The sequence below is a fragment of the Candidatus Hydrogenedentota bacterium genome (assembly GCA_019637335.1).
Taxonomy (GTDB): Bacteria; Hydrogenedentota; Hydrogenedentia; order Hydrogenedentales; family JAEUWI01; genus JAEUWI01.
In genome coordinates this window covers 30,618-55,107 of the sequence record JAHBVV010000012.1, presented here as the reverse complement: position 1 = coordinate 55,107, position 24,490 = coordinate 30,618, and the positions used below count along the sequence as shown (strand labels likewise).

The window sequence follows — 24,490 nt, the reverse complement described above, 5'->3', positions numbered from 1 at the left end:
TGTCCTTGGCCTTCTCCAGCTCATGCAGCTTCATGCCCGGATTCGCCGGGTTCGATTGCAGATAAAAGGCTGTGGTCTTTACCGCCTTCTGCGCGGCGTTCGTGAGGCGGGCGAGGCTGGTTTTGAAGGTGTCAGGCGATGCGGAAATTCAAGAGTTCGAATAGCCAGCGATTTCGCGCATTCTGCTATGCAAGTTCAGGGACAGCCGTTAGCTCGTATCGTGGCTTTCGATTCGCCAATCGCGTTACATGAAGCTGTACCTTGATCCGCTTATCCATTAAAGCCTTAAGGGCTTCCACATCCTTGATTTCCCGGCGAATTCGCAGCCGGAGGATTTCTTCTTCGGGCACGCGTAACTCGATTTGCCGCGCGGTGGGCAATATGCCCTCCATCACGCCTACAACGGTTGTATCCGACTCCGCCATATTCTCGTCGCGTAGCAGAAAACACGTCTCCTGCACCTCCGAAACGTCTTTAAATGCGAAGGGGCGATCTTGATACTCCAGGCTGCACCAGGCGCCATATTCGACAAGTACATCCAGAAATTCTCTCACTTTCCTCACCGCACGCGGGTGAATATCGGCAACTATGTCGGCGAGGCTTTCGACTTCTCCCTGAGACGCCTCTGAAAACAGATCCTGAATCTTCGGTATAGCAAGGGCTACGCTGCCGGGGCCATCGTACCCAGGCAACGTGGGTTCAACGGGTACTTCAAATGCGAACCCGAAGGAACCCGTTGCAGTCCCTGTAATCAAGAGACGGCTCCGGTCGCCACCCGCAATTGGCCCCATGTTCCCCAGCGTCCCCGCGAGTCCTTCGGTCACCGTCGCTACGGCTTCGGAAAATGCATGCGCGGCCCTGCCCGCAAATGATGCAAACATCCCGTGCGTTCCGACGATTGGTTCGCCGCGAAAGAGCACTTTGCCCGAATGGGCCTCCGTCTGCTCGGGGGCACTATCCAACAGTTCACGTACAGCGCGGAGCCGGGCTTCAAATCCCTTTCGATGTATGACACGCTCCTTGGGCGTTTTGCTTAGCAAATCATTCAGCATCGCGATTTCGGAGGTGAGGTGCGCTCGTTCTTGCAGGTTCATTGCTGCAACTCCTTGGCAATTATGGCAAGATTTGCCGCGGCAACCTCATCGGCCCGGGCATTGAGGTCTACTTGCACAAAACCTTTCCAGCGACAATCCTGCCGCCTGTGAGACCACAGGCTGTACCAATACGTAACGTCGGCAATGAGTTCAGTGTCCAGCGGCAGTCCGAGTTCCATACCATAAGCGTCCACCAAATACTTCGCCTTGGTCGCATCCGGGTCAAACAACTCGGGATACTGCCCGTCGAACTGAATCTGATCCACTCCTGCCGGCAATTCAAAAAAGGTCACCACATCAATATCGCCGGGCGCCCTGTCTTCATACTGTTCACTATCCTCCACAAAACTTCCGTCCAGCCATTGAAAACCTGTCACCAACCCGGCGCTATACAACTCTTCCCGGTACCGCAACCAGCCGTCGAGGATCGCGCAGCGCTCCTGGCTCGTTCCGAAGCGCGCGACCAGGTCCAGCGCGCCCGCGATGTAGGGGGAACGATCCAGGCTGTGTCCAACTGCGCCGGGCCTAACAGGCGGAATGATACCCGCCGCATCCCACGCGGGAATCTGGGTCATGTCTCAATCCTCTGCGTCATACCCGAAACACCTTCAGCACCTCGTCACCAAGGCGACAAATCACCTTCACCGCTATCCTACCAGATTTCGGCTCCATGAAGGGCCTTGAGGCGCCGCTGTGGAGGCGCTCCTGCGTATTCCGGTCGAGCCGGCCACCGATTCCGCTGGGGGCGAGTCCATGATTCCGTTCCGGGGCGGTCGGCCCCATTCCGATGCCAATCGACGTTCGCTTTTCCGCATGTCCTCCGCAGGCGGCTGGCGCTCGGGAGGGATGGCGCCGGAGCGCGGGAAGGGTGAACAGCCCGGCAAATGCCTCAATCGTCTGGATACTTTCCTTGACAGATTTACCAAAGCTAGTTCATTATGAACACACGGGCGGCGATACGCTTGTCCATGAGTTCGGGCACAATCAGAGCCCGGGCTACGTTGATTTGAGCAATACCGACGACGAATACGTAAAAATCTCATGAGCTATGGGGCGAGCCGCACGTACGTTTCGGAGAAAGCGCTCACGCTTGATCCGAACACTGGTTGCACCGGAACTAATCAGCCCTCCGCGTACGGGGCCATGGCAAATCCCTAAGCCAAACAAAAGATGGAGGTATAGGTATGTTCTTCCAAATCTTCGACTCCAGACATCTCATGTTTCTGCCGTGTATCACGGTCGCCGTCCTACTCAGCTGGAGCGCCGACGCTACTCAGGGAGAAGCGGCCGCCATCGAAAGACTGCAGGTAATGGCGGAAGCGCGCGCGAGTGTTGTTGAACGGACCGTAGCCACTCGCGGGGGCCTGCTAAGCGCGCTAAGAACGCTTGAACCCGTGCCACGCGCTGAGGGGGAAGTAGAAGAAATAATATCCATTCTTCAGCCTTATCTGAAGGGCGGCGAACCCAATTGGCAGCTTGTTCTGGAGGGCATAAGAGCGCTTAAGCTTGAACCGCACAACGAGGAACTGACCGATCTGCGCGAGCAGATTCTGTTACTGCCGTACTCGGAAAATCTCACCCAGGTAGAACGTATCATCATCCCGGGAGTATTTAGACAGCTTGCATTTGACGCCACCGAGCGCGAAATCGAAATCCTAAAGACTTGCGCCAAGGCTGCGGCAAGCCCGGAGAAGTGCCCCTACCTCCGGACTTCCGAGGATACGCCGATATCAACGCACGACCTGGAATTCACGGCCCGCATGGCGGTTTCAGATTACCTTCGCGTTGCCCCGGCGTCACCCAATGTGCTGGATTTCATGGAAGAGGTACTGGACGCCTACCCGGAAGGCTCCCCCATACTAGATATGCTTAATCGCAATATGCGAAAGGCGCACGATCTGGCGGCCGGCATAACAGAGCCATACGATTCGCCGCCTGACTGTTCTATTCCAGAGGAAATCGGAGTGAATAGTCTGTAAGTTAAGACGGAGGTATAGGTATGCTATTACAATTCTTCGACTCCAGGTATTTCGCGCTTCTGCCGTGTATCACGGTCGCCGTCCTACTCAGCTCGAGCGCCTACGCTACTCAGGGAGAAGCGGCCGCCATCGAAAGACTGCAGGTAATGGCGGAAGAACGAGAGAATCTTGTTAAACAGACCGTAGCCGGTCGCGGGGGCCTGCTTGGCGCGCCAAGAACGCTCGAACCCGTGCCACGATCCGAGGGGGAAGTGGAAGGAATAGTTTCCATACTTCAGCCTTATCTCAAGGACGGCGAACCCAATTGGCAGCTTGTTCTGGCGGGCATAAGCGCACTTAAGGTCGAACCGCACAATCAGAAACTGACTGATCTGCGTGAGCAGATTCTCTCACTGCCGTACTCGGAAAATCTCACCCAGGTAGAACGTACCATCATCTGGGGAGTATTTAGACAGCTCGCATTTGACGCCACCGAGCGCGAAATCGCAATCTTAAAGAAATGCGCCACGGCGGCAGCGCTCCCGGAAAAGTGCCCCTACCTCCGTACTTCCGAGGGTACGCCGATATCAGCGCACGACTTGGAATTCGCGGCTCGGATGGCGGTTTCCGCTTACCTTGGCGCTGCGCCGGCGTCACCCGAAGTGCTGGATTTCATGGAAGAGGTACTGGATGCCTACCCGAAAGACTCCCCCGTGCTGACGGCAATCAGTTCCTATATGCGAAAGGCGCAGAATCTGGCCGCCGGGATAACAGAACCATACGATACGCGGCTTGTCGAGTAGTTCTAAGAAGATGTGCCACGAATTGAAGGAGTTGGTTACCATGACCGGCAAAAGTAAAGCTGTAGTACTTGCATTGGTTCTTGCAGTCCTGCTTCCTATGGGAGATAGCAGGGCACAGCATGTTCGCTCGCTAAGCGCATCGGATGTTGGCAAGCTTTGGATGTATGCGGCACAGCAGGCCGATGATGCCGGGGTGCGCCTTCGGGAAGATATCTATGTCACGCGCAACATTGCAGAGGACTCGGAACGCGATCTGAATACGCGACTGGAAGCGTGCGCAAGACTTCGGGACGATCCCACCGTCCCGCCGGAGATCAGGGAATGGGCTCAACTGCGCCCGCTTCTCATTCTGAGGGAGCAAGGGGATCTTCAGTTCCTTTTCCAGGTGGTGGACGCCTGGTTGCTTGAAAACCCCGAGTCCGACTATTTCTATCGGGTGATGCTCATTCCCTTCGCATATCTTCCCGTTTCGCCGCTGGAGACGCTGCCCATTCCCCATCAGGAGCGCATCGCGCTGCTGGAAAGATTCGCCGCACCGATCCTGCGGAACGTCGATTACAGGCATCCTGACTATATTCCCGCTGCGGTCCATATCGCTCAAGGGCTAAGTAATCTAGCGGCAAAATGCCACCATGACCTCTATAAGGAACTCTCCACCGGTGAAGGGATGCCGGATTCCTCGAAGGCCCTCCTTCGGGCGGAGAGAATGGACGATCTCCTGCGGCGGGAAAAGTACTATCGTAAGGCCGCGAAAGCCGCACAATTCATGCGCAACGACCTGATCCGAAGTAAGCCAATTGCAATGAAAGAGAAGGACCTGGCGCGAATGGAAAAGAATATCGCGTCAGCGCTTGAGCAGATTGAACGGCAGTTGGCCGAGGAAGTGGCGCCGTAAACCGATGAAGAGCGGAGAGGGCTCCGCCGCTGTACGTGCGGTACCGGGATGTCTGGTCCCACACACAAGCGCTACTACGTACGCTCCGAGATGTCTGTAACACTTTAGCGGCCTGAAGTAGCGAGCATGTATAGTCCCAGGCACTCCGGCAATTTCAGAGGAGGCACGGTAAAAGGATCTCGGGCATTCCCGCCACGGCGCACCTTCGGCCTGCCTGCGGCAACGCCCGCTTCGGCATTCGACGGGCATGGCTGGCCTGGAATAGGATCCCCGCGTCCCCAAAACCGGAATGGAATGGGGACCGGGGCCATTTCACAAGCGCCACGATCACATGAAGTCTGGCGCTCCTCCTGCCGCGGACAGGAATGTCCGCGATCCATTGCGCGTCGCCTGATCGCGTGGCGTTGGACAGCCGGGCTATTCCGTGGAATCCCGCGGTTCGGGTTCCGGGGCCTTGTTTTCGGTCAGCAGGTCGTCGAGGATGAGGAGGCGTTCGCACCATATCATGAGGAGGGTGCAGAGGTAGCGGCGTCCCATTTTTCGGAGTCGGAGGTTGCTGACGCCCCAGGTGCGGCCGGACCAGTCGATGGGGATCTGGGCGATGCGGTAACCGCGGATGAGGCTGGAGAGGGAGAGCTCGATGGTGATGTTGAAGTGGGCGGCCTGGAGTGGCTGCACGCTCTCGATGACGTGGCGCCGGTAGACCTTGAAGGCGTTGGTGAGGTCGTTGTGGTGGGTGAGGAAGAGCGCCTGCATCGCCTTGTTCACGATGCGGTTGACCAGCAGCTTCACGGGCGGGTAGTGGGTGACGCGGCTGCCGCGGATGAAGCGGGAGCCGTAGACGCAGTCGTAGCCCTCTTCGATTTTGCGGTAACAGCGCACGACGTCGCGGGGGCTGTCGGAGCTGTCGGCCATGACGACGGCGATGGCGTCGCCGCTGAAATGGCGCAGGCCGCAGCGGATGGCGCGGCCGAGGCCGCCGGGAGGCCGGTTGTGGACGAGGCGGATCTCGGGGAGCGAGTTGGCCAGGCCCTCGACGACGGCGGCAGTGCCGTCGGTGCTGTTGTCGTTGACGACGAGGAGTTCAAAGGGGATATTCTCGGCGCGCAGGGCGGCCCCGAGCGCCTCCAGGGTGGGCGCGATGTTTTCCTCCTCGTTGTACGCCGGGATGAGGATGGAGTACACGAGGGAATTCTTTTCCGCCGGGCGAAGCGGGGCGGCGGGAGCGGGCATGCGCATTCTCCATTGGGGTGATAGTTTACCGGCCCGGGGTTGTTGTTTCGGGCGGCGGCGGTGTACCCTGCGTGCGGCGGGGCGGCGGGCCCGCGATCCCGCTGGGAAATGTTCGGGCCAGCGTCCATTCTAGGCACGCCACCGCAGAGCGATCAAGGGAAGGGAACACGCGCGCGCATGCAATCGATTCTGGTGACGGGCGGGGCGGGGTTTGTGGGTTCGAGCCTGGCCCTCGGCCTCAAGGCGCGTTTCGGGGCGCCGCGCGTCGTGGCCCTCGACAACCTGCGGCGCCGGGGTTCCGAGTTGAATCTCTCGCGCCTGCGGGCGGGCGGTGTGGACTTCCTGCATGGTGATATCCGCGTGGCGGCGGATCTGGAGGAGGCGGGCGGCTTCGATTTGCTGATCGAATGCAGCGCGGAGCCCTCGGTACTGGCGGGCTTTCAGGGGTCGCCGAGGTACGTGATCGATACGAACCTGACGGGGACGCTGAATTGCCTGGAGGCCGCGCGGCGGCACGGGGCGGCGCTGATCTTCCTGTCCACCAGCCGGGTGTACCCGCTTGCGGCGCTGCGCGGGCTGGCGTGTGTGGAGGCGGAGACGCGTCTGGAGCTGGCGCCCGATCAGTCCCTGGCCGGCGCGAGCGCGCGCGGCGTCGCGGAGGACTTCCCGCTGGAGGGCAGCCGGTCGCTCTATGGCGCCACGAAGCTCGCCTCGGAACTGATGATGCTGGAGTACCTGGCGATGTATGGCCTGCGCGGGATCGTCAACCGCTGCGGCGTGCTCACGGGCCCCTGGCAGATGGGCAAGGCGGATCAGGGCGTGGTGGTCTTGTGGGCGGCGCGGCACCTCTACGGCGGCCCGCTGTCGTACATCGGTTTCGGCGGCCAGGGCAAACAGGTGCGGGATATCCTGCATATTGACGACCTGACCGACCTGATCTACCGCCAGATTGACCAGTTGGACGCGCTGAGCGGGCGCACGTTTAACGTGGGCGGCGGGCGTCCGGTGAGCGTATCCCTGCGCGAGCTGACGGCGCTGTGCGCGGCGGAAACGGGCCGATCAATGGAAATTGGCAGCGAGCTTGCCGATCGGCCGGCCGACGTGCCGCTTTACCTGACGGACCACGCGCGGGTGACCGAGGCAACGGGCTGGCGTCCGGAGCTCACGGCGGAGGCGACGGTGGCGTCGGTTTGCCGCTGGATCCGGGACCACCGGGACCTGCTGGCGCCGGTATTGGGTTGACAGCGGGGGGCGGCTATGCGCCAGAATACGCAGTTTGCGCCCTATCCTCTTTTCGTGCGGATAGTTATGCATCAAGACCATTGACCGCTTCCCCCGTCGATGGTATCATGAAGGTAGCTCAAACCCTATATTTTCCCGGGAGATACAAGCATGAAGAACACGAATCGTGGCCGGATGGCGCATTGGGCATCCAATGCAGGCTTCACGTTGATTGAACTGTTGACAGTTATCGCGATTATTGCCGTGCTTGCGGGCATGACGGCGGTCGCGGTGCCGCAGTATCTGAACAAGGCGCAGGAAACCAAGACAAAGGCGAACATGCAACAGATCACGCAATCGCTTTCGGAGTACGCCGCGCGCGTCGAGAACAAGTTTGGTTACCCGCCGGCCTACGGGTATATCAAGAACGAATCGCGGGACCAGGCCCTTCCTTTCCCTTCTCCTTTCGGCGCGCCGTACTTTGTCACGGAGCCGTATACGTACACCATCGGTTTGCACAACGCGACGGATGTGTACGAAGTGGCCCGCTATACGAACTCGTTCGACAGCAACCGGGACGGTTCGCTGAGCCTGTTCGAGTACCTGCCGGTGGGCGTGCGGAACCCGGGCACGGACGGCTATATCTTCTCGGACGAATTGTACACGGGCGGCAACTCGCCGATGTCGGGCGCTGTGAATGAACGAACCGCCCAACTCGCGTCGAATGTGCGGCCGTATGCGTATATTCCCTTCAACTCCCGGCAGCTCACGGCGGCACGCCGGTATTGGGTTCGCCTCGGCAATGATGACGGCGACTACGGTCGCGTGTTCGACACGTCGCATCCGGATCTGAACGGTCGCATTTTCTTTCCGCCGCCGAACTACGACGGGTTTGTGCTGATTGGCAACGGACCGGGCGGCAACGACGGCGGCATCCTTTCGGTGGGCGCGCCGGGCACAGAAGGCGTCGACTATGAGCCCGAGCACAGGTACCACGTGATTGGCCTGCGCATCGCGTATCTGGCGACGCGTGACAAGGATGATGATCGGCTGCTGGATTTCAGCTATGAGGACCGCAAGCAGGCGGGCAACATCCACATTCTGCCCGACGGTACGAATGGGCAGGGTCCCTTCATCAAGGTGGTCCAGTAGCGTTCAGCCTAAATTGATTCCATTCCGCGCGGCAGGTCTTCGGACCTGCCGCTTCTTTTACGCCCTCTGCATTCTTCGCGCGAGATCCCCGCATATGTTTGACGCCTTTATCGAGCCCGGCGTGCCGCCGATCCTGTTCTGGCTGTTTGCGGCGGTCGCAATCGTCATCCAGGGCATCAGCAAGTCCGGGTTCGCGGGGGGCGCGGGGATCCTGTCGCTCCCGCTGATGATGCTGGTGATGCCGGTGGACAAGGTCGCGGCGACACTGCTGCCGCTGCTGATCCTGTGCGACCTGAACGCGATCTACCACCACCGGCGCAATAAGGACTGGCGGGTGATCCTGGCGATCTTTGTTCCGGCGTGCGCTGGGATTCTGGTTGGAGCCGCGGTGTGGTGGAAGATCGGGCAGGACGGGGTGGCGTTTTACAGCCTGCTGATCAAGCGGATGGTCGGGGTCATTGCGATAGTTTTCGGGCTGTACATCCTGGCGAAGGACCGTTCCATGGCGTGGGTGGCGCGGCATCGCGCGGGGCCGAGAACGGCGGTGATCGCCGGGGTGCTCGCGGGATTCACATCGACCATCGCGCACGCGGCGGGCCCGATCGTGAGCCTGTATGTATATTCGCAGGGTTTCGGCAAGACGCTGTTCGTGGGGACGGTGGCGTGGACCTTCACGCTGATCAACATCACCAAGCTGCCGTTCTACGCGTGGGCCGGGCTGATTAAGACGGATGTGTTGCTGTTCGATCTGTGCCTGGTCGCGCTGATCCCGCTCGGGTCGTGGCTGGGGCACTGGATGCACCACCGGGTGTCGGAATGGTGGTTCAGCCGGATCATCATGGTGTTGACGCTGCTGGCGGGGGTGCAGCTGCTATTCGATGTACAGGTGATCCAGGGGGCGATTGGGTGGATGGTGCGGTAGGGGCGCGGCGTGGCGGGATACCCAAACTCGCCTGCGGCGAACTATCAGCCCAGATCGGGGCGTGATCGGGTGGCGCGGGGCTTGGGGTGAGCTCGGCGAATTTTTTGGCTCATCCGGTTGGAGCGTACGGGATTTTTCATAGCCGTTTCTCCGTGTCCCAATTATCCGGAACCGCCAATGTATGCCGGTTGCGGCCTCTGTTGGTGAGATCGTATCGACTGCTCTTTCGGCCCGAAGGGCCAGTGCAGCTCCCAGCCCCGGGCAACGCCCGGGGAACACGGGGACACCGGCTTCCCCGCCCTGAAAGGGCAGCGCAGTGAGTCAGTCCAGCGTATCTGAAGTTCAACTGCCTGTCCGCCTTCGGCGTATCTTCGACCCTTTCAGGGCGTATAAGAAACCCACCGCTCAATCCCTGGGCGTTTCCCAAGGCTGAAAACTGCGTTGGCCCTTCGGGCCGAAAGAGTGCGTTGGCATCCAGTCCCTCAGCCGAATATTCAGTCTGCACTACAGAGATGGTCCAAGGAATCTCGTATCCGCTCTTGGCGTCGCCGCCCGGAAAGGAGAACCGAGCAATCGACTCCTATTTGCCGTCATCGTTGCCGATGTGCCTTCCAACCGGATGAGCCAATTTTTTTCCTGAATTTTCGGGCTTGTCGAACTGGAAAAGCGGGCGGCGGCCTGGATTTCGGGCGTAATCGGCGGTTTTGGTCGGCTGATAGTGGTTTTTGCTTTGTGGGGGACTAAATTTTTTTCTAAAGTTTTCGCTAAAGTTGCCGATAAAAACGTCAGGTAAGCCGAAAAAGACCCGGCCGACGCCACGTTGAAAACGGAACGAGAACGCAGGGACGCGTTCGAGCCACATCATGGAGGATAACGCCATCTGGCGGGGCAGGCGCCCGCGATGGACCATGCGGTCCGGTTACAACAGTTGAATCTTTACGACGTTTGATCGAATGACTTCGAAATAATCTGGCCGCCGGGCAGGAAGCCCGGCCATCCGGAAACGTTTGATACGGCCCCTTTTGGCGGAAATCCCGGCACGGGACATGTTTGGGAAATCCGGGCGGGGCCGCGAAGTGAATCAATGGGACCTGGCCGGCATCCGCGTAGGAGCCGGTCTTGGGAACACGCCGCCATGGGACGGAGCGCGGTGCTCCACGGCGTCGGGTTTCCGTTGCGGCGCATGGACGCGCCGCACTAACCACTCAAGGAGGAAATTACGATGGGACTTCGCATCAACACCAATGTTTCGGCGTTGAACACGGCGCGGGTACTTCGCCGGTCGACGCTGGATTTGAACCGCAGCCTGGAGCGGCTTTCGAGCGGCCTCCGGATCAACCGGGCGGCCGATGACGCGGCGGGCCTGGCGATTGCCGAGAGCTTTCGTTCGGTCGTTCGCGGTGCGCAGGTCGCGCAGCGGAACTCGCAGGATGGCATCAGCCTGGTGCAGACGGCGGAGGGCGCGCTGAGCGAAACGACGAATATCTTGCAGCGCATCCGGGAGCTTGCGGTACAGGCCGCGAACGGCACGCAGAGCACGGACAACCGCCTGGCGCTTACGCGCGAGGTGAATGAACTGATCGGCCAGATCAACGATATTGCGAAGGACACGCAGTTCAACGGCATCAGCGTGTTGAGCAGCGCGCAGACGGTTACGCTGCAGTCTGGGGCGTATGTGAGCCAGACGCTGACGGTGTCGGTGAGCGGCGCGCGCGCGGCGGACATCGGCGTGAGCGCGGTGACGCTTTCGGTGGCGTCGCTGGCGGTGGCGGCGATCAGCACGATTGATAACGCGATCCGCAGCGTGAACACGCTCCGGAGCACGCTTGGCGCGTTCCAGAACCGGCTCGAGTTCACGATCAGCACGCTGGCGATCCAGGAGGAGAATTCGGCTTCTTCGGAGAGCGCGATCCGGGATGCGGATATCGCGCAGGAAACGATTCGATTCACCCGGAATCAAATTCTGGTGAATGCGGGCACCTCGGTGCTTGCGCAGGCGAATGTGGTGCCGCAGACGGCGCTGCAGTTGCTCGGATAAAGGACGCAATAACGCCGGGGCGGCCGGACCCGGAAAGGGATTTCCCGCCGGCCGCCCCGCAGGGCTCTTAAAGAACGGAAAGGAGGACGGCAACCCCGGTTCGGGGCGAAACGCGAGTCGCGTCGCGTCCGCCCAGGTAGTATCGCACTGGAAACACCTCATCAAATACGGAGGGTAAGGGAATCCCTCTGGCCACTCATGGAGGAAATTGACTATGGGACTTCGAATTAATACCAACGTGTCGTCGCTGAACGCGGCGCGGACATTGCAGCGCTCGACCCTGGACCTGAACCGCAGCCTGGAACGGCTTTCGAGCGGCCTCCGGATCAACCGCGCGGCGGATGATGCGGCGGGCCTCGCGATTGCGGAGACCTTCCGTTCGGTGGTGCGCGGATCGCAGGTTGCACAGCGGAACGCGCAGGACGGCGTCAGCCTTGTGCAGACGGCGGAAGGCGCGCTGAGCCAGACGACCAACATTCTCCAGCGCATCCGGGAGTTGGCGGTTCAGGCGGCCAACGGCACGCAGAGCACGGACAACCGGCTTGCGCTCACGCGGGAAGTCAACGAGCTGATCGGCCAGATCAACAACATCGCCACGGACACGCAATTCAACGGCATCAGCGTGCTGAGCAGCGCGCAGACGGTGACGTTGCAGGCGGGCGCGTATGTGAGCCAGACGCTGACGGTGTCGGTGAGCGGCGCGCGCGCGGCGGATATCGGCGTGAGCGCGGTGACGCTTTCGGTTGCGTCGCTGGCGGTTGCGGCAATCAGCACGGTGGACAACGCGATCCGGAGCGTGAACTCGCTCCGGAGCACGCTGGGCGCGTTCCAGAACCGTCTCGAGTTCACGATCAACACGCTGGCGATCCAGGAGGAGAACTCGGCGGCTTCGGAGAGCGCAATCCGGGATGCGGATATTGCGCGCGAAACGATCCTGTTTACGCGTAACCAGATCCTGGTGAGCGCGGGCACGTCGGTGTTGGCGCAGTCCAACGTTGTGCCGCAGACGGCGCTCCAGCTGCTGGGGTAGGCGCGGGGGGCGAGCCGGCGAGCCGCCCCCGCGAAATCGGATGATGTCATCGCCCCGGCGCCCGCGCGGCGCCGGGGCTGGGTGAATTGCAGGGAAAGGAGTGCGCGACGTTAGATTAATGCCCCGCCCGGCCGGTTAGGGATACCCGTCCGGGAGACTCAGGAGGTAAGACCATGGGACTTCGTATCAATACGAACGTGCCGGCCCTGAATACGGGCCGGGCGCTGGATCGTTCCACGCGCGCGCTCACGAAGAGCCTGGAGCGCTTGAGCAGCGGCCTGCGCATCAACCGCGCCAGCGATGATGCCGCGGGCCTTGCGATTGCCGAGGGTTTCCGGTCGCAGGTTCGGGGATCGCAGGCCGCGCAGCGGAACGCCCAGGATGGCATCAGTCTCGTGCAGACGGCGGAGGGCGCGCTGAGCGAGACGACGAATATTCTCCAGCGCATCCGGGAGCTTGCGATCCAGGCGGCGAACGGCACGCAGAGCACGGACAACCGCACGGCGTTGAACACGGAGGTGCGCGAGCTTCTCAACCAGATTGAGGATATCGCGCTGGACACGCAGTTCAACGGGATCGCGGTATTGAGCGCGAACCAGTCGATCACGCTTCAGTCGGGCGCGAATGTAAGCCAGACGCTGACGGTTGGCGTTGCGGGGGCGCGCACATCGGATCTGCGCATCAGCGGGATCACCGTGTCGACCGCGGCGGGGGCCGTCTCGGCGCTGAGCTTCGTGGATGTGGCGCTTGCGAGCGTCAATTCACTTCGCAGCACGCTTGGGGCCTTCCAGAACCGCCTGGAATTCACGGTGAACACCCTGGCGATCCAGGAAGAGAACGCGGCGGCGGCGGAGAGCGCGATCCGGGACGCGGACATCGCGCGGGAGACGATCCTGTTCACGCGCAACCAGATCCTCGTGAATGCGGGCGTGAGCGTGCTTGCGCAGGCGAATGTTACGCCGCAGAGCGCGCTGAACCTGTTGAACGGTTAACAAATAGCCCAATAACAAACGAATCCACACCGGCCAGCGCGAATGGCCGGGGACGATAGGCGGCCGGAGCCTACCCGGCCCCCGGGCATGGACAGCCCGGGTGGCGCTCCACGCAGCCGCGCGAGAAAGGAGTCGCACGCATGGAACTAAATGCTATAGAAAGCAGCGCCCGGACGCAGGCCGTGCCGGAACGCGCCCAGAGCACGAGACCCGCCCCGCCGGCGCCGGAGAACGACGCCCGCGCGGCCTCCGCGGCGGCGCGGGAAGCCGCCGCGCGCCCGAGCGGGGTGCCTCGGCGCCTGGGCGTCCAACAACCGCTGCCGCCGAACACGCGGCTGCGGGTGGATGAAGAGAGCAAGCAAATCGTGGCGCAGGTGCTGGACGAGAACAATCAGGTGATCCGCCAGATTCCGCCGGAGGCGCTGCTGGAACTCTCGGTCCGCTTCAACCGCCTCGAAGGCTTGCTGTTTAACCGCGAAACCTGACCCGAACGGCGCGCATCGGCCCCGCGGGGCGGCTGGGCCGCACGGCTTGGATCCGGCGTTAAGGTTGGCGTATTCTTTCGCCGGGCTCCCCAGCGCCGCTGGCCGGAGCCCCCGTGTTGCGTTCCTCGTGAGTCAGGAGAACTTCCATGGGCCGTTTCGTCTTGCTTTTCGCCGCTTGCTTCCCGCTTTTCGCCGCCGCCGCAGAGCCCGAATTGAAGGGCGAGCTCAACGCCGGCGGCGAGGCGGTCCCGTTGGGCCACATTCTGGTGCTGGATTTTGACGATGCGGAGGGCATGGGCGATGGCCCGGAGCTCCGTATTCTCCTGAGCGATCGGAAGGTCGACCCGACCGGTTTGGAGGCGCCGATACTTTTCGGTCTCGACGCCCGCGCGCGCGAGGGGGCGCTCCGGGGCGTTCTCTTGCGCTTCGATCCGAAAGGCGAGTCCCGCGAGGTGTACGGGACGGTCTACGCGGCGATGGGCAATCCCCAGTCCTCCATGCCCTTTTTCACGCTGGGCGGCAGCGCGGGCGGGGTGGACTCGCTTGCGCTGGCCGAGGGGGTGCTGACGGGGTCGGTTGCGCACGGGGCGGAGGGCGATCCCGACTTTGGTATCCCCGCCTATTCCTTCACGGCCACGTTTCGCGCCCCCGTAACCAAGGCGACGCCCGCCACCGTGCTTCAGGGCCAGGAAGGGATGGACAGCGCGCCGATGAAGGCGTACATCCGCTTTGAGGAGGCGCTGGCGAGCGGCGACCTCGACACGGTGCGCAAGATGACCACGCCCGAACGGGTCCAGCAACTGGAGGCGTATATCGCCGAGGTCGGCAAGGAAGCGTTCCTCGAAATGGTGAAGCAGATGGCGCCCGATCCCGCGATGCGCGCCCAGAACTTGCAGGGGGTTTTCGTACGCGGTGAAGTCGCGACGATCGTTTTCAAGGAGGAAGGCGGAAAAACGTCGACCACGCTGCGCAAGAAGGGGGAAGACTGGACGATGGAATAGCGCGAGACTTATGCGGTGGTTCGCTCTCGCCGTCGAAGCCTGATTTCATATGTGCATGCTCACCCACGTTTGGAACAGGTGGGGCGGATATGCCGAATGGCGAATCTTCACGCAGCGCCCTATCTCCCCGGACCAACCTTTTCTGGTCAGCTACCGCCAAATCAAGTACATTGGCGGCATGGTTCCAGCTCACGTTTTACGGCGCTGGCGCCACTCGACATTCCGGGGGTTCCCGTTATTTCAAAGCAGTCCTTACGAAGGTGATAGTAGCCATCGGACGTGTATACTTTATCTGGCATTTCGTTCTCGAGAGTCAGGTGAGGCGCCGGGCTTACTGAGTACGCATTGGATCGGGGCGCCTGCAACGCAGGGCGAGCAACTTCATCGGATCGGTCTGGATTCGATTGGCCGCCGGCAGCCGAATTCTGACTTGGGAGAAGTATGGCGGGGGCAAGAAACACCATTGACATAAGGAAAAGCGGTGAAAAAACGGCGATCGCAAAGACGACCGCAAATTGCCTTTGCCGTCTCATCTCGGCGTTCTGGGCAATAAGCAATTTTCGTAGCTGGTTCTCAGTTTCACGTTTCATTCAATTAACCTGTCGGTCGGAAAAACCGCTACGAATCCTCAGTTAACACTTCAATCATCTTCTTTGCTAATTCGGGTGCGCAGATACACTTCAACACCACCTTGCTGCCGCCTATCCCTGTGACAACCAAAGACCCGCCACCAAGTATTGATTCCATAATCCCTCTCGAGATCCGGATGTTCTCAATGCGGTCAATCCGCATTTCTTCGGTGTTCAGGGAGATAATACCCTGCTTGGCGATTACACGCTTGCTCGTCAACGCATAGCCCCTGCTATTCACCCGCAAGAACGTATAGATCGCCAACGGAAGTGGGAGTAACATAAAAGGCAGTGGGAGTAACATAAAGGGCAGACTGATGATAAGCAAGAACACAAAGGGAATCCACGCGTTGGTGTCAAGAACTTTCTGTAATTTGTCTTGGTGTCTTGGTTGAAGCCTGGGTTTAGGTTTTGACCTCGGGTTGTTTTTCAGTTTCCCCCTCCCCCCGGGGGGAGGGGGAAACTGTACTAGTATTGGTTATGCCGCGTTCTGCTTCTGCTTCTTCGTATTCGCCCTGCGTTCGTCCACCCAGTTCATCGTAAGGTAGCGCGCCCGCTCACAGACCCAGCTTTCATGGCGTTCGAGCAGCGCGCCAATCGCCTGTCCGCGGACGCCACATTGGGGAAGATGCCCACGACATCGTTCGCCGCTTGATCTCAGCCATGACCCGCTCGATCATGTTCGTCGTGTACACCCGCCGCCTGGGCACGGGCCGCGTCGTGCGTGGCAAGGGTCTCCTCGAACTGTTCCCGTATTTGCGTGGCGACTGGTGGTGGTTGATTTTCCCAGCGTTTCCGCGACGCGCCCGCTTCGGCCAGGCTTGTCTTTGACGTCTTCAATCTTCCGGGCGGCCTCGGGTGCCTCTGCGCCAGCGGCTTATCCTTGTGACCCACTTGCCAGCGCGTTGCGCTGGAAGTGGGTCCAGCAACGCTGGTGGCCTGGGACCCGCGTGCCCACCGCCGCTGTATGCCCAGGTGCCCGTCCGAGACGACCAGCTTCAACGCCTGTGACGCCACGCTGGGTCCAAATTCGCGGAACACCTCGGTCCAGTGGCCTTGCTTTCCAAATCCGCGCCAGACGCCAGGTGAGAATTTCGGCGCCCGTCATCGTTGATGCCCGCAAACCACGAGAGCGGCCTGCTTGCGCACCCTACCGTGAGAGCGGGCTTTGACGTAGCACGCGTCCACCGTCGCCGCGCCATTCCCGCTCGTCCAGACGGCGCTCCCGAAACTCCGCGAGCTCCTCGTCCAGCTCCTGGGCCACGCAGGAAACCGTGCTTCGCCGACAGGCCAAAACCGCCCATCTTCTCCACGTGCTTCACTTTCCGGGTGGATACGCCCATGAAATACATCTCCGCGCAGGCCGTCAGCGCTCGCTCGCCTGCCCCATTTGGCGAAGAACAGCGCGAATACGGCTCCGTGCCGCGCACCTGGGGGACATCCAGGAAAGCTCGCCAACCCGGGGTCTTGAGCTTGCGCGGCTTGTACCCGTTCCGATGGCCTTTCCGGCCTTCCGAGCGCTCGTGACGGTCCGCCCCCACGTGCTCGGCCACACCAGCCTCCATCACCGCCTTCGCCATGGTCTCCAGCATCAACTTCATGATGTCTACCTCCCCTCCTTCTTGAATCTGGCTCAGATAATCCGCAAAATCCTTCATGGCTGTCATTACTCCTCGTCTTGGCTTCTTCCAAAAACACCTAGACTGGAGCAAATGACGGCCATCTTTGTCTAGCCCCTTTTACAGAAAGTTTTATACTCCATCATCCACGCACACCAGTGAACTTTAAATATAGCTACAATGCACTCATTCTTCGAAAGGGAATTAACCAGATATGCCGGTACCGGCCTCGAGTACAGGGTGAGGGGCTCATTCGTTGATGCGTGCAAATAAGCGGGGGAGGGTCCTGGATGAGTAGACTGAAGCGAACGCATGCTTTGTGGATTGGCGGTTTGATCAGAGCGGCCAGCGTCGATTTCAGGCTGCAAGTCAGGCACTTGTACTATCCCACCACAAGCCTTGCACTTTCCCTGGGCCCCTTTAAAGGCCTCATCGATTCGTAAAGTTTTCCCACAACGAGGACATTCCAAGGCAATCATTCTTTATTCCTCTATCATGGCTATCGGTAGACATAAAACTATCTACAGTACTCCCGAATGCGTGTCTGAGAGTAACAATAGCAGCATGGAGGCCCTACGTCAACGGAGAAATTGAATGCCGTCGAATCGCGCGTTGCGGATGCAGGAGCAAACTACTTGAGTGCGCCGAGGCTTTCGAGCTCGCTCCGGATTAGCGCCAACGTTTCGTCGCTCAGCGTTGCTTCTCCGGCTTTGGCGTTTTCGAGGACCTGCTCCGGATTTCGCGCGCCGACGAGCGCCGTGGTGACGCCGGGCTGGTGTACGAGCCAGGCGGTAAAGAGCTGGCCGAGGGTGAGGTGGTGGTCGCGGGCGACGGGTTCGACGCGTTGCAGCATGTCGAGGATCTTGCGGCGGTTCTCCGGTTCGAAGAGGGCGTTGCGGTTGCGCACGTCGCCGTCCGGGAAGGTCCGTTCCATGGTGACCTTGCCCGTGAGGAGGCCCTGGGCGATGGGGCTGTAGGCGAGGACGCCGATTTGCCGCTCCACGCAGAAGGGGAGAAGATCCGCTTCCGGCTCGCGCTGGAGCGCGTTGTATCGGGGCTGCACGCTGTCGACCCGCCCCTTCGTCTGGCAAAGGCGGATCATGTCCGTATCGAAGTTGCTGACGCCGATGGCGCGGATCTTTCCGGCTTCCTTGAGGCGGAGCAGCGTGTCCATGGTATCGTCGAGCGGCCAGGTGCTGTCGGGCCAGTGGACCTGGTATAGATCGATGACGTCGGTGCGGAGGCGTTTGAGGCTGAGCTCGCATTCCTCGCGGATGGACTCCGGGCGCCCGTTTCGGTATACGGTGCAGGGCGTGCCGTCGTTCATGGCCGTGTCCAACTGGCGGTGGCCTTCGGCGCGATCCCACCGCATCCCGCATTTGGTGGCCAGGATGACCCGATCCCGGCAGCCGTGGAGGGCCTGGCCGACGAGATGTTCGCTGTGGCCCATGCCGTAGGTCGGGGCGGTGTCGATGCACGTGATGCCGGCGTCGACGGCGGCATGGAGCGCGCGTATGGCGCTGGCGTCGTCGGGCCCGCCCCACATCCAGCCGCCTATTGCCCAGGCGCCGAAGCTGATAACGGGGAGGTCGATATCGGTTTGCCCGAGGGTGCTGTGACGCATGGCTGTACTCCTTCTGTCATTCCGGGACAATTATGCGCGGAGAAACAATCGCGCCGCAAGGGGGCGTTTTGGTTTACAATAGGGGTGTTCGCTCAAACGATGTCCGGGCGGTCCCGGTGGCCCGCCCCGGACGCGGCCGGTGGCAGTTCAACAAGAAAGGCTGGATAGATGAAAGCGATCGTAATTGGGGCACTGGCGCTTGTATTGGGGGTTATTGCGGGTGCGGGGGGCATGCACCAATGGCTGATGCCGCAGTGGATGGAGACGTCGGCGGCGCTGGCGCAGACGGAGCGGGAGCTTGCCGCGCTTAAGACCGCGAACAGCGAGTCCCAGGACAAGCTGGCGCGGCTGGAGCGTGAGCGCGACCAGTTCAACGATCGGCTGGACGCCGCGTACGCGATGCTGGAGTCCACCCAGCGGCCGGCGGCCCCGGACTTTGCGGCGGAATCGGCTCCGATCGCGGACGCGGCCCTGGAGCTGGCTCCAGAGCCGGCGGTGGAAGGCGCGCCGGCGCGGGAGGACGGCTCCCGCCCCGAAGGCGGGCGGCGCGGTCCGGGTGAAGGCCGCTGGGGCGGCACGCCCGAGGAGCGGGAGGCCCGGCGCCAGGAATTCACGGCGCGGCTTCAGGAGAACATGTCCAATTTCTTCACGGGCGAGCTGGAGCACTCGAGCACGCCGGAGATGCAGCAGCGCCTGATCGCGCTGGAACAGAAATCGTTTGAGATGTTCGACCTGCGCAGCCAGATGCGGCTTGCGGAGACGGACGAGGAACGGGAGGCGCTGGGCCGGGCGTTCGGCCAGGTGATGGATGACGCGCGCCAACTGATGATCGAGCAGCAGCAGGACATGCTGGGCGCGATCGCAACGCAGTTCGGGATATCCCGCCCGGGCGACCAGGCGGCGTTTGAGCAGGCGGTGCGATCGGCCATATCGAGCCCGCTGTTCAGCACCAATCCCGGGGCGCTGCTTTGGAACTCGGGCGGCGGCGGTTTCGGCGAAGGGCGCGGCGGTTTCGGCGGCGGTTTTGGCGGCGGGCCGGGCGGTGGCCGGGGCCGGTAAGGGCGCGGGCCCGATTTCGGCGGTTCAGGGCGGCGCCGCGCCCTCCGGTTTCGGGATCTTGAGTTTCCAGCCGATCACGACATGGTCGGCGATTTTGAGGTTGTTCAGTTCCATGATGGCCTTCTGGGTAACCCCGAAGCGCATGGCGATACGCCGCAGGTTGTCACCCGCGACGACTTCATACACGGTGAACTCCGTTGCGGCGGGCGCCGGAGTCGCTTCGACCGGTTCCGGCGTGGCCGGCGGCGCCGGTTCCGCGTCTTCCGCGTCGGGGGCCGCAACCGGCAGGTAGAGGACGAGCGCCGGGAGCGTATCCGGCGCAATGGCGCCATCCGCGAGGGCGTTCCAGGCGCGGATATCGGCTTCGGTAACGCCATATTCATCCGCGATGGACGCCAGGGATTCGCCCGGCTGGACGGCGTGCTCCCGCCGTGTCGTATCGGGCGGCTGCGGGGGAAGTCCCGGCGCGCGGGGCGCATCGTCCGGCGCGCCCGCTTCGACGGCGTCCAGCGTGACCACGGACTCCACGGTCCGCGGTGCGGCGGCCGCACTTTCTTCGCCAGAGGGCGCGGCGGCTTCGGGCTCCATCTCGGGCGCGGCTGGTTCATCGGCCGTGGCGGACGGATCGGGTTCCGCGGCGGCATCCGCACCCGCCTCCGGCGTGGGGGACGGCACGGATTCTGGTTCCGCCTGGGGTGATTTCTCCGGCGCGGGTGTTGGCTCTGGCTCCGGACTTGCTTCCGGCTCTGGGGCCTCCGGGGCGGTTGCCTGGTCCTTTACGTGGACCTTCAGCTTACGGCCGTACTTGATATTGCCGTCCGCCAGGCCGTTCCAGGCCATGAGATCGTTCAACGACACGCCGTAACGCCGCGCAATGGCGGTCAGTGTCTCGCCCTGCGCGATCGTATGCTCAATGAACGGCTCGGGGACGCTCACCGGCGCCGGTGCGCCGGGAGCGGCCACCGTTGGCGCGCTGGGGGCCTGCGTCTCGCCGGGGGCGCTTTCCGTCTGATCGCTTTCCGTTTGTTCGCTTTCCGTTTGTTCGCTTTCCGTCTGCTCGCTTTCCGTCTGCTCGCTTTCCGGCGACTCCGGTTCCGGCGACTCCGGCGCCAGCTCGGGTTGGGCGTCCGCGCCGGTTGCGGTTGGAGGGGACTCGTCCTCGGCTTTGGTCTCGCCGGTCTCGCTCGAATCCGGTGGGGTGTCCACCGGCTTCGCCTCGGGTGCGGCCGCGATGCGGGCCGGCCCGGCGGCGGATACGGGCTGCTTCAGGAATTCGCGCCACGCGGCGAGGCGGCGCTTACTCGCCTGGATCGCGCTGATCGGAAAATCGGAGCGCTGCGCGAGCTGCGCGAAGGTCTCGCCGATGGCGCGTAGCTGATCGGGGGCCGGGTCCAGCAGAATCACGGCGTCGCAGCCGCTGACGAGCGCCTTGAGAACCACTTCCTCCGGCGGCAGGTCGCGCGTCATCGGGTGGCGATTGATATCGTCGGCGAGGATGACCCCGTCGTAGCCCCAGTCGTCGCGCACGAGCAACTGGATCAGCTTCGGGGAGAGGGAGGCCGGGCGGTTGGGGCGATCGGCATCGATACCGGGCACGGCGACATGGCCGACGAGGAGGCCCGGTACGCCCGCGTCGACGGCGGCCTTGAAAGGCTGCAGGGACGCCGCGAGCGCGTCCATTGGCTCCGCCGGTATCCGCCATACACCGTCCTCCTCGCGCGCGATCCTGGCGCCCGGCAGCAGGCGCGCCACGGGGAGCATGCCGCCCGCGCGCAAGCGGCTGGCGTACGCGACGCCGTCCCGGGAGATGGCGGCGGCGCGCGCCTGCATTGCGGCGATGCCGGCGCCGTCCAACGCGCCGGCTTCAATCCCGGCCTCGAGGGCGGGCCCTAGAATCCCCGCGACACCGGCCTGCCGTCCGGCGAGCGCGCGCGCGGCGGCGGCCTCGGCGGTCTCGGTGGAGATCGACGCGAGCGAAACCGCCGCCGCGTCGCCCTCCAGCAGGCGCGGGAGATCGCTTTCGCTGTCGGCGAACAGGATTACGGGGGGATCGGACAGGGTTGTGCCCAGGCCGACGGCCTGCTTGATCTGGAGCACGAGCGAAGCGACCTGCAACGGATCACGCATATTTTCGGGGCGCAACACCACGCCGCCGGGCTTGAATTCGTTGAGCCATTCGAGGGTGGCCACGTCCGCCTTCACACCGCTCACGCCGGCGAAGACATGCTCCAGCGGCCAGAGGCCATCGACATCGGGTTCGAAGCGAGGCAGCGGCCGCGCATCCGCCGCCACCGGGGCGGCGGGCAGTTCCGCGGGGGCGGGATCCGGTTCCACGGGCGCGGGATCCAGCTCTTGCGGCGCGTGATCGGCCAGGGGGGCGTCGGGCGTCTCCGGCGGGCTGGTGCGGGATGTTGCCGCGCCCCAGCCGATCAGGAATCCGATAACCACGCCCGCGGCAAAGGTCATCAGGAGCGTTTTGCTCACCATTGTCGCCTGCGGCGAGTAGCCTTCGGTCACAACCAGCCTCCAATGTTGCGGCCCTGTTACGGACCGGCGCGATTCCCTGCCGCAGACTATAGCATTCAAGGCGGGACGCGTTCATACTCCCGGGGGATCTCCCGTGCTCCAGGCAACGGCGGTCTCGGCCTATCCCCATTGCCGGGGTGTAACGGCCCGCGGCCCGGGCTTCCAGACGGAGATCGCATGCGCGGCGCACTCACACATTGACTGCATTCGCTGATGGGGCCCGGAAACCGCTCGGAAACCGCAGGGCGAGACACGCCGCCGCTTCGTGATCCTTTACTACCGCCACCACCTCTGCTACAGTCAACGCCAGGGAGGCAGGCGCGCTCCTGTCACGAGCCGCGCAAGATCCCGCCAGGAGAGCACCATGAACCGTAGAACCTTTTTGCAGGGCGTTGGCGCGGCGGCTTCGGCCGGCATCGGGCTCGCCGGATGCGCCACCATCCCAACCACCCCGACCGGCGCCGCCCCCGATCTTGGCGCCGGAATGCGGGTTGACCCCACCCGGCTCGCGCACCGCAATCAAAACCGATCCACCGTCGCCTGCACCGGCGGCATCGCCTGCACGAGCCAGCCCCTCGCTTCCCTGGCCGCCGCCGATGTGCTCCGCGAAGGCGGCAACGCCGTGGACGCCGCCATCGCCGCAAACGCCCTTCTGAGCCTGGTCGAGCCCATGAACTGCGGGCCCGGCGGCGACCTCTTCGCCATCGTATGGATCGAGGCCGACCGCAAACTCTACGCCTTGAACGCCAGCGGGCGCTCCCCCCATGCCTGGAATCTCGACGAAGCCCGGAAACACGACCTGACCCGCATTCCCCCCTATTCTCCGCTCTCCTGGACTGTCCCCGGGTGCGTCAGCGGATGGCAAGCCCTCCACGAACGCTTCGGCTCGCGGCCGCCCGCGCGCCTTTTCGCGCCCACCATCGAGTACGCCCGAAACGGATTCCCCGTCAGCCCGATCATCGCGCGCGACTGGGGACGCATGAAACCCGACGAGTTCCCCTCGCTCGCGACGGCCTTCGCCCCCGGCGGAAAGCCGCCGGCCTTCGGCAACATCTACGCCAGCCCCGATCTCGCCAATTTCTACGAAATCCTCCTCCGCGACGGCCTCGCCGCCTTCTACCAGGGCGAAATCGCGGAGCGCATCGTCCGTTTCTCCGAAGCGCAGGGCGGCTACTTCGCCCGACGCGACTTCGCGGATCACCAGGCTACCTGGGTCGAGCCCGTCTCCACCAGCTACCGCGGCTACGATGTCTGGGAGATTCCGCCGAACGGACAGGGCATCAGCGTACTCCAGATGCTCAACATGCTGGAGCACTTCGACGTCGCCGCCCTGGAACCGAACAGCCCGGCCCACCTCCACCTCTTCCTGGAAGCCAAGAAACTCGCCTTCGAAGATCGCGCCGTCTACTACGCCGACATGGACCGCGCCGACGTCCCGCTTGAATGGCTCATATCGAAGGAATACGGCGCCCAACGCGCCCAGCTTATTCACCCCCGCCGCGCCTCCAAACGCGTCGCCCCCGGAGAGTTCGACGCCTCCGACACCATCTACCTCACCACCGCCGACGCCAGCGGCAACATGGTCTCGCTTATCCAGAGCACCTACTACGGATGGGGAAGCCACCTCGTGCCCGACGGCCTCGGATTCCCCCTCCAGAACCGCGGATGCGCCTTCGCCCTCGATCCCAACCACCGCAACCGCCTCGAAAGCCACAAGCGCCCCTTCCACACGATCATTCCCGCCTTCGTCACGCGCCAAGGCGCCCCGGTGTTCTCCTTCGGCGTCATGGGCGGCGCCTTCCAGCCCCAGGGACACACCCAGCTGCTCATGAACCTCATCGACTTCCGCATGTCGCCTCAGCAGGCCGGCGAACAGCCCCGCATCGAGCACAACGGCAGCTCCGACCCCGACGGAACCCGCATCGAAAAAAGCGGCACGGTGAAGGCCGAGCGCCACATCCCCGAGAAGACCCTCGCCGCGCTCCGCCGGCGCGGCCACGACGTCACCGAAGACATCGGCGCCTTCGGCGGCTACCAGGGCATTTGGCGCGAAGAAAACCCCCGGCGCTACTTCGGCGGAACCGACCCCAGAAAAGACGGCTGCGCCATCGGCTACTGAGGAGACAAGGGACGTACCCGCGCAACACACCCAAACCCACCCCAGCCAACACCGCGTCCATCCACCACACCCCAACCACCAAAACAAATG

Annotated in this window: 22 protein-coding genes; 14 read left to right on the top strand and 8 right to left on the bottom strand. The window is 62.6% G+C overall.

The window, feature by feature from the left end; genetic code table 11:
• Nucleotides 1-185 precede the first annotated feature (185 nt).
• Together KF886_14195 and KF886_14190 are read right to left on the bottom strand one after the other, a co-directional pair.
• Nucleotides 186-1,094, bottom strand: coding sequence for a hypothetical protein (locus KF886_14195; protein ID MBX3178508.1), 909 nt, complete (start codon nt 1,092-1,094; stop codon nt 186-188).
• Nucleotides 1,091-1,669, bottom strand: coding sequence for a hypothetical protein (locus tag KF886_14190; protein ID MBX3178507.1), 579 nt, complete (start codon nt 1,667-1,669; stop codon nt 1,091-1,093). The genes KF886_14195 and KF886_14190 overlap by 4 nt, the downstream gene beginning before the upstream one ends.
• Before the next feature lie 609 nt (nt 1,670-2,278).
• Here KF886_14190 and KF886_14185 point away from each other — a divergent pair.
• From KF886_14185 to KF886_14175, 3 genes are read left to right on the top strand one after another with little or no spacing between them, the layout of a single operon-like run.
• Complete coding sequence (locus tag KF886_14185; GenBank protein MBX3178506.1) at nt 2,279-3,073, top strand: hypothetical protein; 795 nt, start codon at nt 2,279-2,281, stop codon at nt 3,071-3,073.
• Nucleotides 3,074-3,093: 20 nt separating this feature from the next.
• Nucleotides 3,094-3,855: a hypothetical protein gene (locus tag KF886_14180; GenBank protein MBX3178505.1), complete on the top strand. Its 762-nt coding sequence runs from the start codon at nt 3,094-3,096 to the stop codon at nt 3,853-3,855.
• Between the two features lie 40 nt (nt 3,856-3,895).
• Nucleotides 3,896-4,750: a hypothetical protein gene (locus KF886_14175; GenBank protein ID MBX3178504.1), complete on the top strand. Its 855-nt coding sequence runs from the start codon at nt 3,896-3,898 to the stop codon at nt 4,748-4,750.
• 417 nt (nt 4,751-5,167) lie between these two features.
• On the opposite strand, the gene KF886_14170 is transcribed toward KF886_14175, so the two are convergent.
• Complete coding sequence (locus tag KF886_14170; protein ID MBX3178503.1) at nt 5,168-5,989, bottom strand: glycosyltransferase family 2 protein; 822 nt, start codon at nt 5,987-5,989, stop codon at nt 5,168-5,170.
• A 171-nt stretch (nt 5,990-6,160) separates the two neighbouring features.
• Here KF886_14170 and KF886_14165 point away from each other — a divergent pair, with 171 nt between their 5' ends.
• The 3 genes from KF886_14165 to KF886_14155 all read left to right on the top strand — a co-directional run bounded on the left by KF886_14165 (nt 6,161) and on the right by KF886_14155 (nt 9,278).
• Complete coding sequence (locus KF886_14165) at nt 6,161-7,225, top strand: NAD-dependent epimerase/dehydratase family protein (protein ID MBX3178502.1); 1,065 nt, start codon at nt 6,161-6,163, stop codon at nt 7,223-7,225.
• A gap of 150 nt (nt 7,226-7,375) precedes the next feature.
• Nucleotides 7,376-8,356 carry a type II secretion system protein gene (locus KF886_14160; GenBank protein ID MBX3178501.1) on the top strand — a complete coding sequence of 327 codons (981 nt, stop codon included), beginning with the start codon at nt 7,376-7,378 and terminating at the stop codon, nt 8,354-8,356.
• Between the two features lie 94 nt (nt 8,357-8,450).
• A complete protein-coding gene (locus KF886_14155) occupies nt 8,451-9,278 on the top strand; it encodes a sulfite exporter TauE/SafE family protein (GenBank protein MBX3178500.1) in 828 nt (275 codons plus the stop codon).
• A 580-nt stretch (nt 9,279-9,858) separates the two neighbouring features.
• Here KF886_14155 and KF886_14150 read toward each other — a convergent pair.
• Nucleotides 9,859-10,143: a hypothetical protein gene (locus KF886_14150; GenBank protein ID MBX3178499.1), complete on the bottom strand. Its 285-nt coding sequence runs from the start codon at nt 10,141-10,143 to the stop codon at nt 9,859-9,861.
• Between the two features lie 357 nt (nt 10,144-10,500).
• Here KF886_14150 and KF886_14145 point away from each other — a divergent pair, with 357 nt between their 5' ends.
• The 5 genes from KF886_14145 to KF886_14125 all read left to right on the top strand — a co-directional run bounded on the left by KF886_14145 (nt 10,501) and on the right by KF886_14125 (nt 14,824).
• A complete protein-coding gene (locus tag KF886_14145) occupies nt 10,501-11,316 on the top strand; it encodes a flagellin FliC (GenBank protein ID MBX3178498.1) in 816 nt (271 codons plus the stop codon).
• Nucleotides 11,317-11,530: 214 nt separating this feature from the next.
• On the top strand, nt 11,531-12,346 hold the full coding sequence (locus KF886_14140; protein ID MBX3178497.1) for a flagellin FliC: 816 nt from the start codon (nt 11,531-11,533) through the stop codon (nt 12,344-12,346).
• A 173-nt stretch (nt 12,347-12,519) separates the two neighbouring features.
• The gene (locus KF886_14135) at nt 12,520-13,338 is read left to right on the top strand and encodes a flagellin FliC (GenBank protein ID MBX3178496.1); all 819 of its coding nucleotides are present in this window, start codon (nt 12,520-12,522) and stop codon (nt 13,336-13,338) included.
• A 140-nt stretch (nt 13,339-13,478) separates the two neighbouring features.
• Nucleotides 13,479-13,823 carry a flagellar protein FlaG gene (locus KF886_14130; GenBank protein ID MBX3178495.1) on the top strand — a complete coding sequence of 115 codons (345 nt, stop codon included), beginning with the start codon at nt 13,479-13,481 and terminating at the stop codon, nt 13,821-13,823.
• Nucleotides 13,824-13,969: 146 nt separating this feature from the next.
• Nucleotides 13,970-14,824, top strand: a complete 855-nt coding sequence (locus tag KF886_14125) for a hypothetical protein (GenBank protein MBX3178494.1) — start codon at nt 13,970-13,972, stop codon at nt 14,822-14,824.
• 618 nt (nt 14,825-15,442) lie between these two features.
• Here KF886_14125 and KF886_14120 read toward each other — a convergent pair.
• The gene (locus KF886_14120; protein ID MBX3178493.1) at nt 15,443-15,787 is read right to left on the bottom strand and encodes a PH domain-containing protein; all 345 of its coding nucleotides are present in this window, start codon (nt 15,785-15,787) and stop codon (nt 15,443-15,445) included.
• 329 nt (nt 15,788-16,116) lie between these two features.
• Between KF886_14120 and KF886_14115 the strand changes: the two genes are divergently transcribed.
• On the top strand, nt 16,117-16,284 hold the full coding sequence (locus KF886_14115) for a hypothetical protein (protein ID MBX3178492.1): 168 nt from the start codon (nt 16,117-16,119) through the stop codon (nt 16,282-16,284).
• 167 nt (nt 16,285-16,451) lie between these two features.
• On the opposite strand, the gene KF886_14110 is transcribed toward KF886_14115, so the two are convergent.
• A complete protein-coding gene (locus KF886_14110) occupies nt 16,452-17,111 on the bottom strand; it encodes a transposase (protein ID MBX3178491.1) in 660 nt (219 codons plus the stop codon).
• Nucleotides 17,112-17,703: 592 nt separating this feature from the next.
• Nucleotides 17,704-18,696: an aldo/keto reductase gene (locus tag KF886_14105; GenBank protein ID MBX3178490.1), complete on the bottom strand. Its 993-nt coding sequence runs from the start codon at nt 18,694-18,696 to the stop codon at nt 17,704-17,706.
• Nucleotides 18,697-18,864: 168 nt separating this feature from the next.
• Here KF886_14105 and KF886_14100 point away from each other — a divergent pair, with 168 nt between their 5' ends.
• Nucleotides 18,865-19,755, top strand: a complete 891-nt coding sequence (locus tag KF886_14100; protein ID MBX3178489.1) for a hypothetical protein — start codon at nt 18,865-18,867, stop codon at nt 19,753-19,755.
• 24 nt (nt 19,756-19,779) lie between these two features.
• Here the strand turns inward: KF886_14100 and KF886_14095 are convergent, their stop codons facing one another.
• Complete coding sequence (locus KF886_14095) at nt 19,780-22,272, bottom strand: LysM peptidoglycan-binding domain-containing protein (GenBank protein MBX3178488.1); 2,493 nt, start codon at nt 22,270-22,272, stop codon at nt 19,780-19,782.
• Between the two features lie 373 nt (nt 22,273-22,645).
• On the opposite strand from KF886_14095, the gene KF886_14090 reads away from it, so the two are divergent.
• Nucleotides 22,646-24,400, top strand: a complete 1,755-nt coding sequence (locus KF886_14090; GenBank protein MBX3178487.1) for a gamma-glutamyltransferase — start codon at nt 22,646-22,648, stop codon at nt 24,398-24,400.
• Nucleotides 24,401-24,490 lie beyond the last annotated feature (90 nt).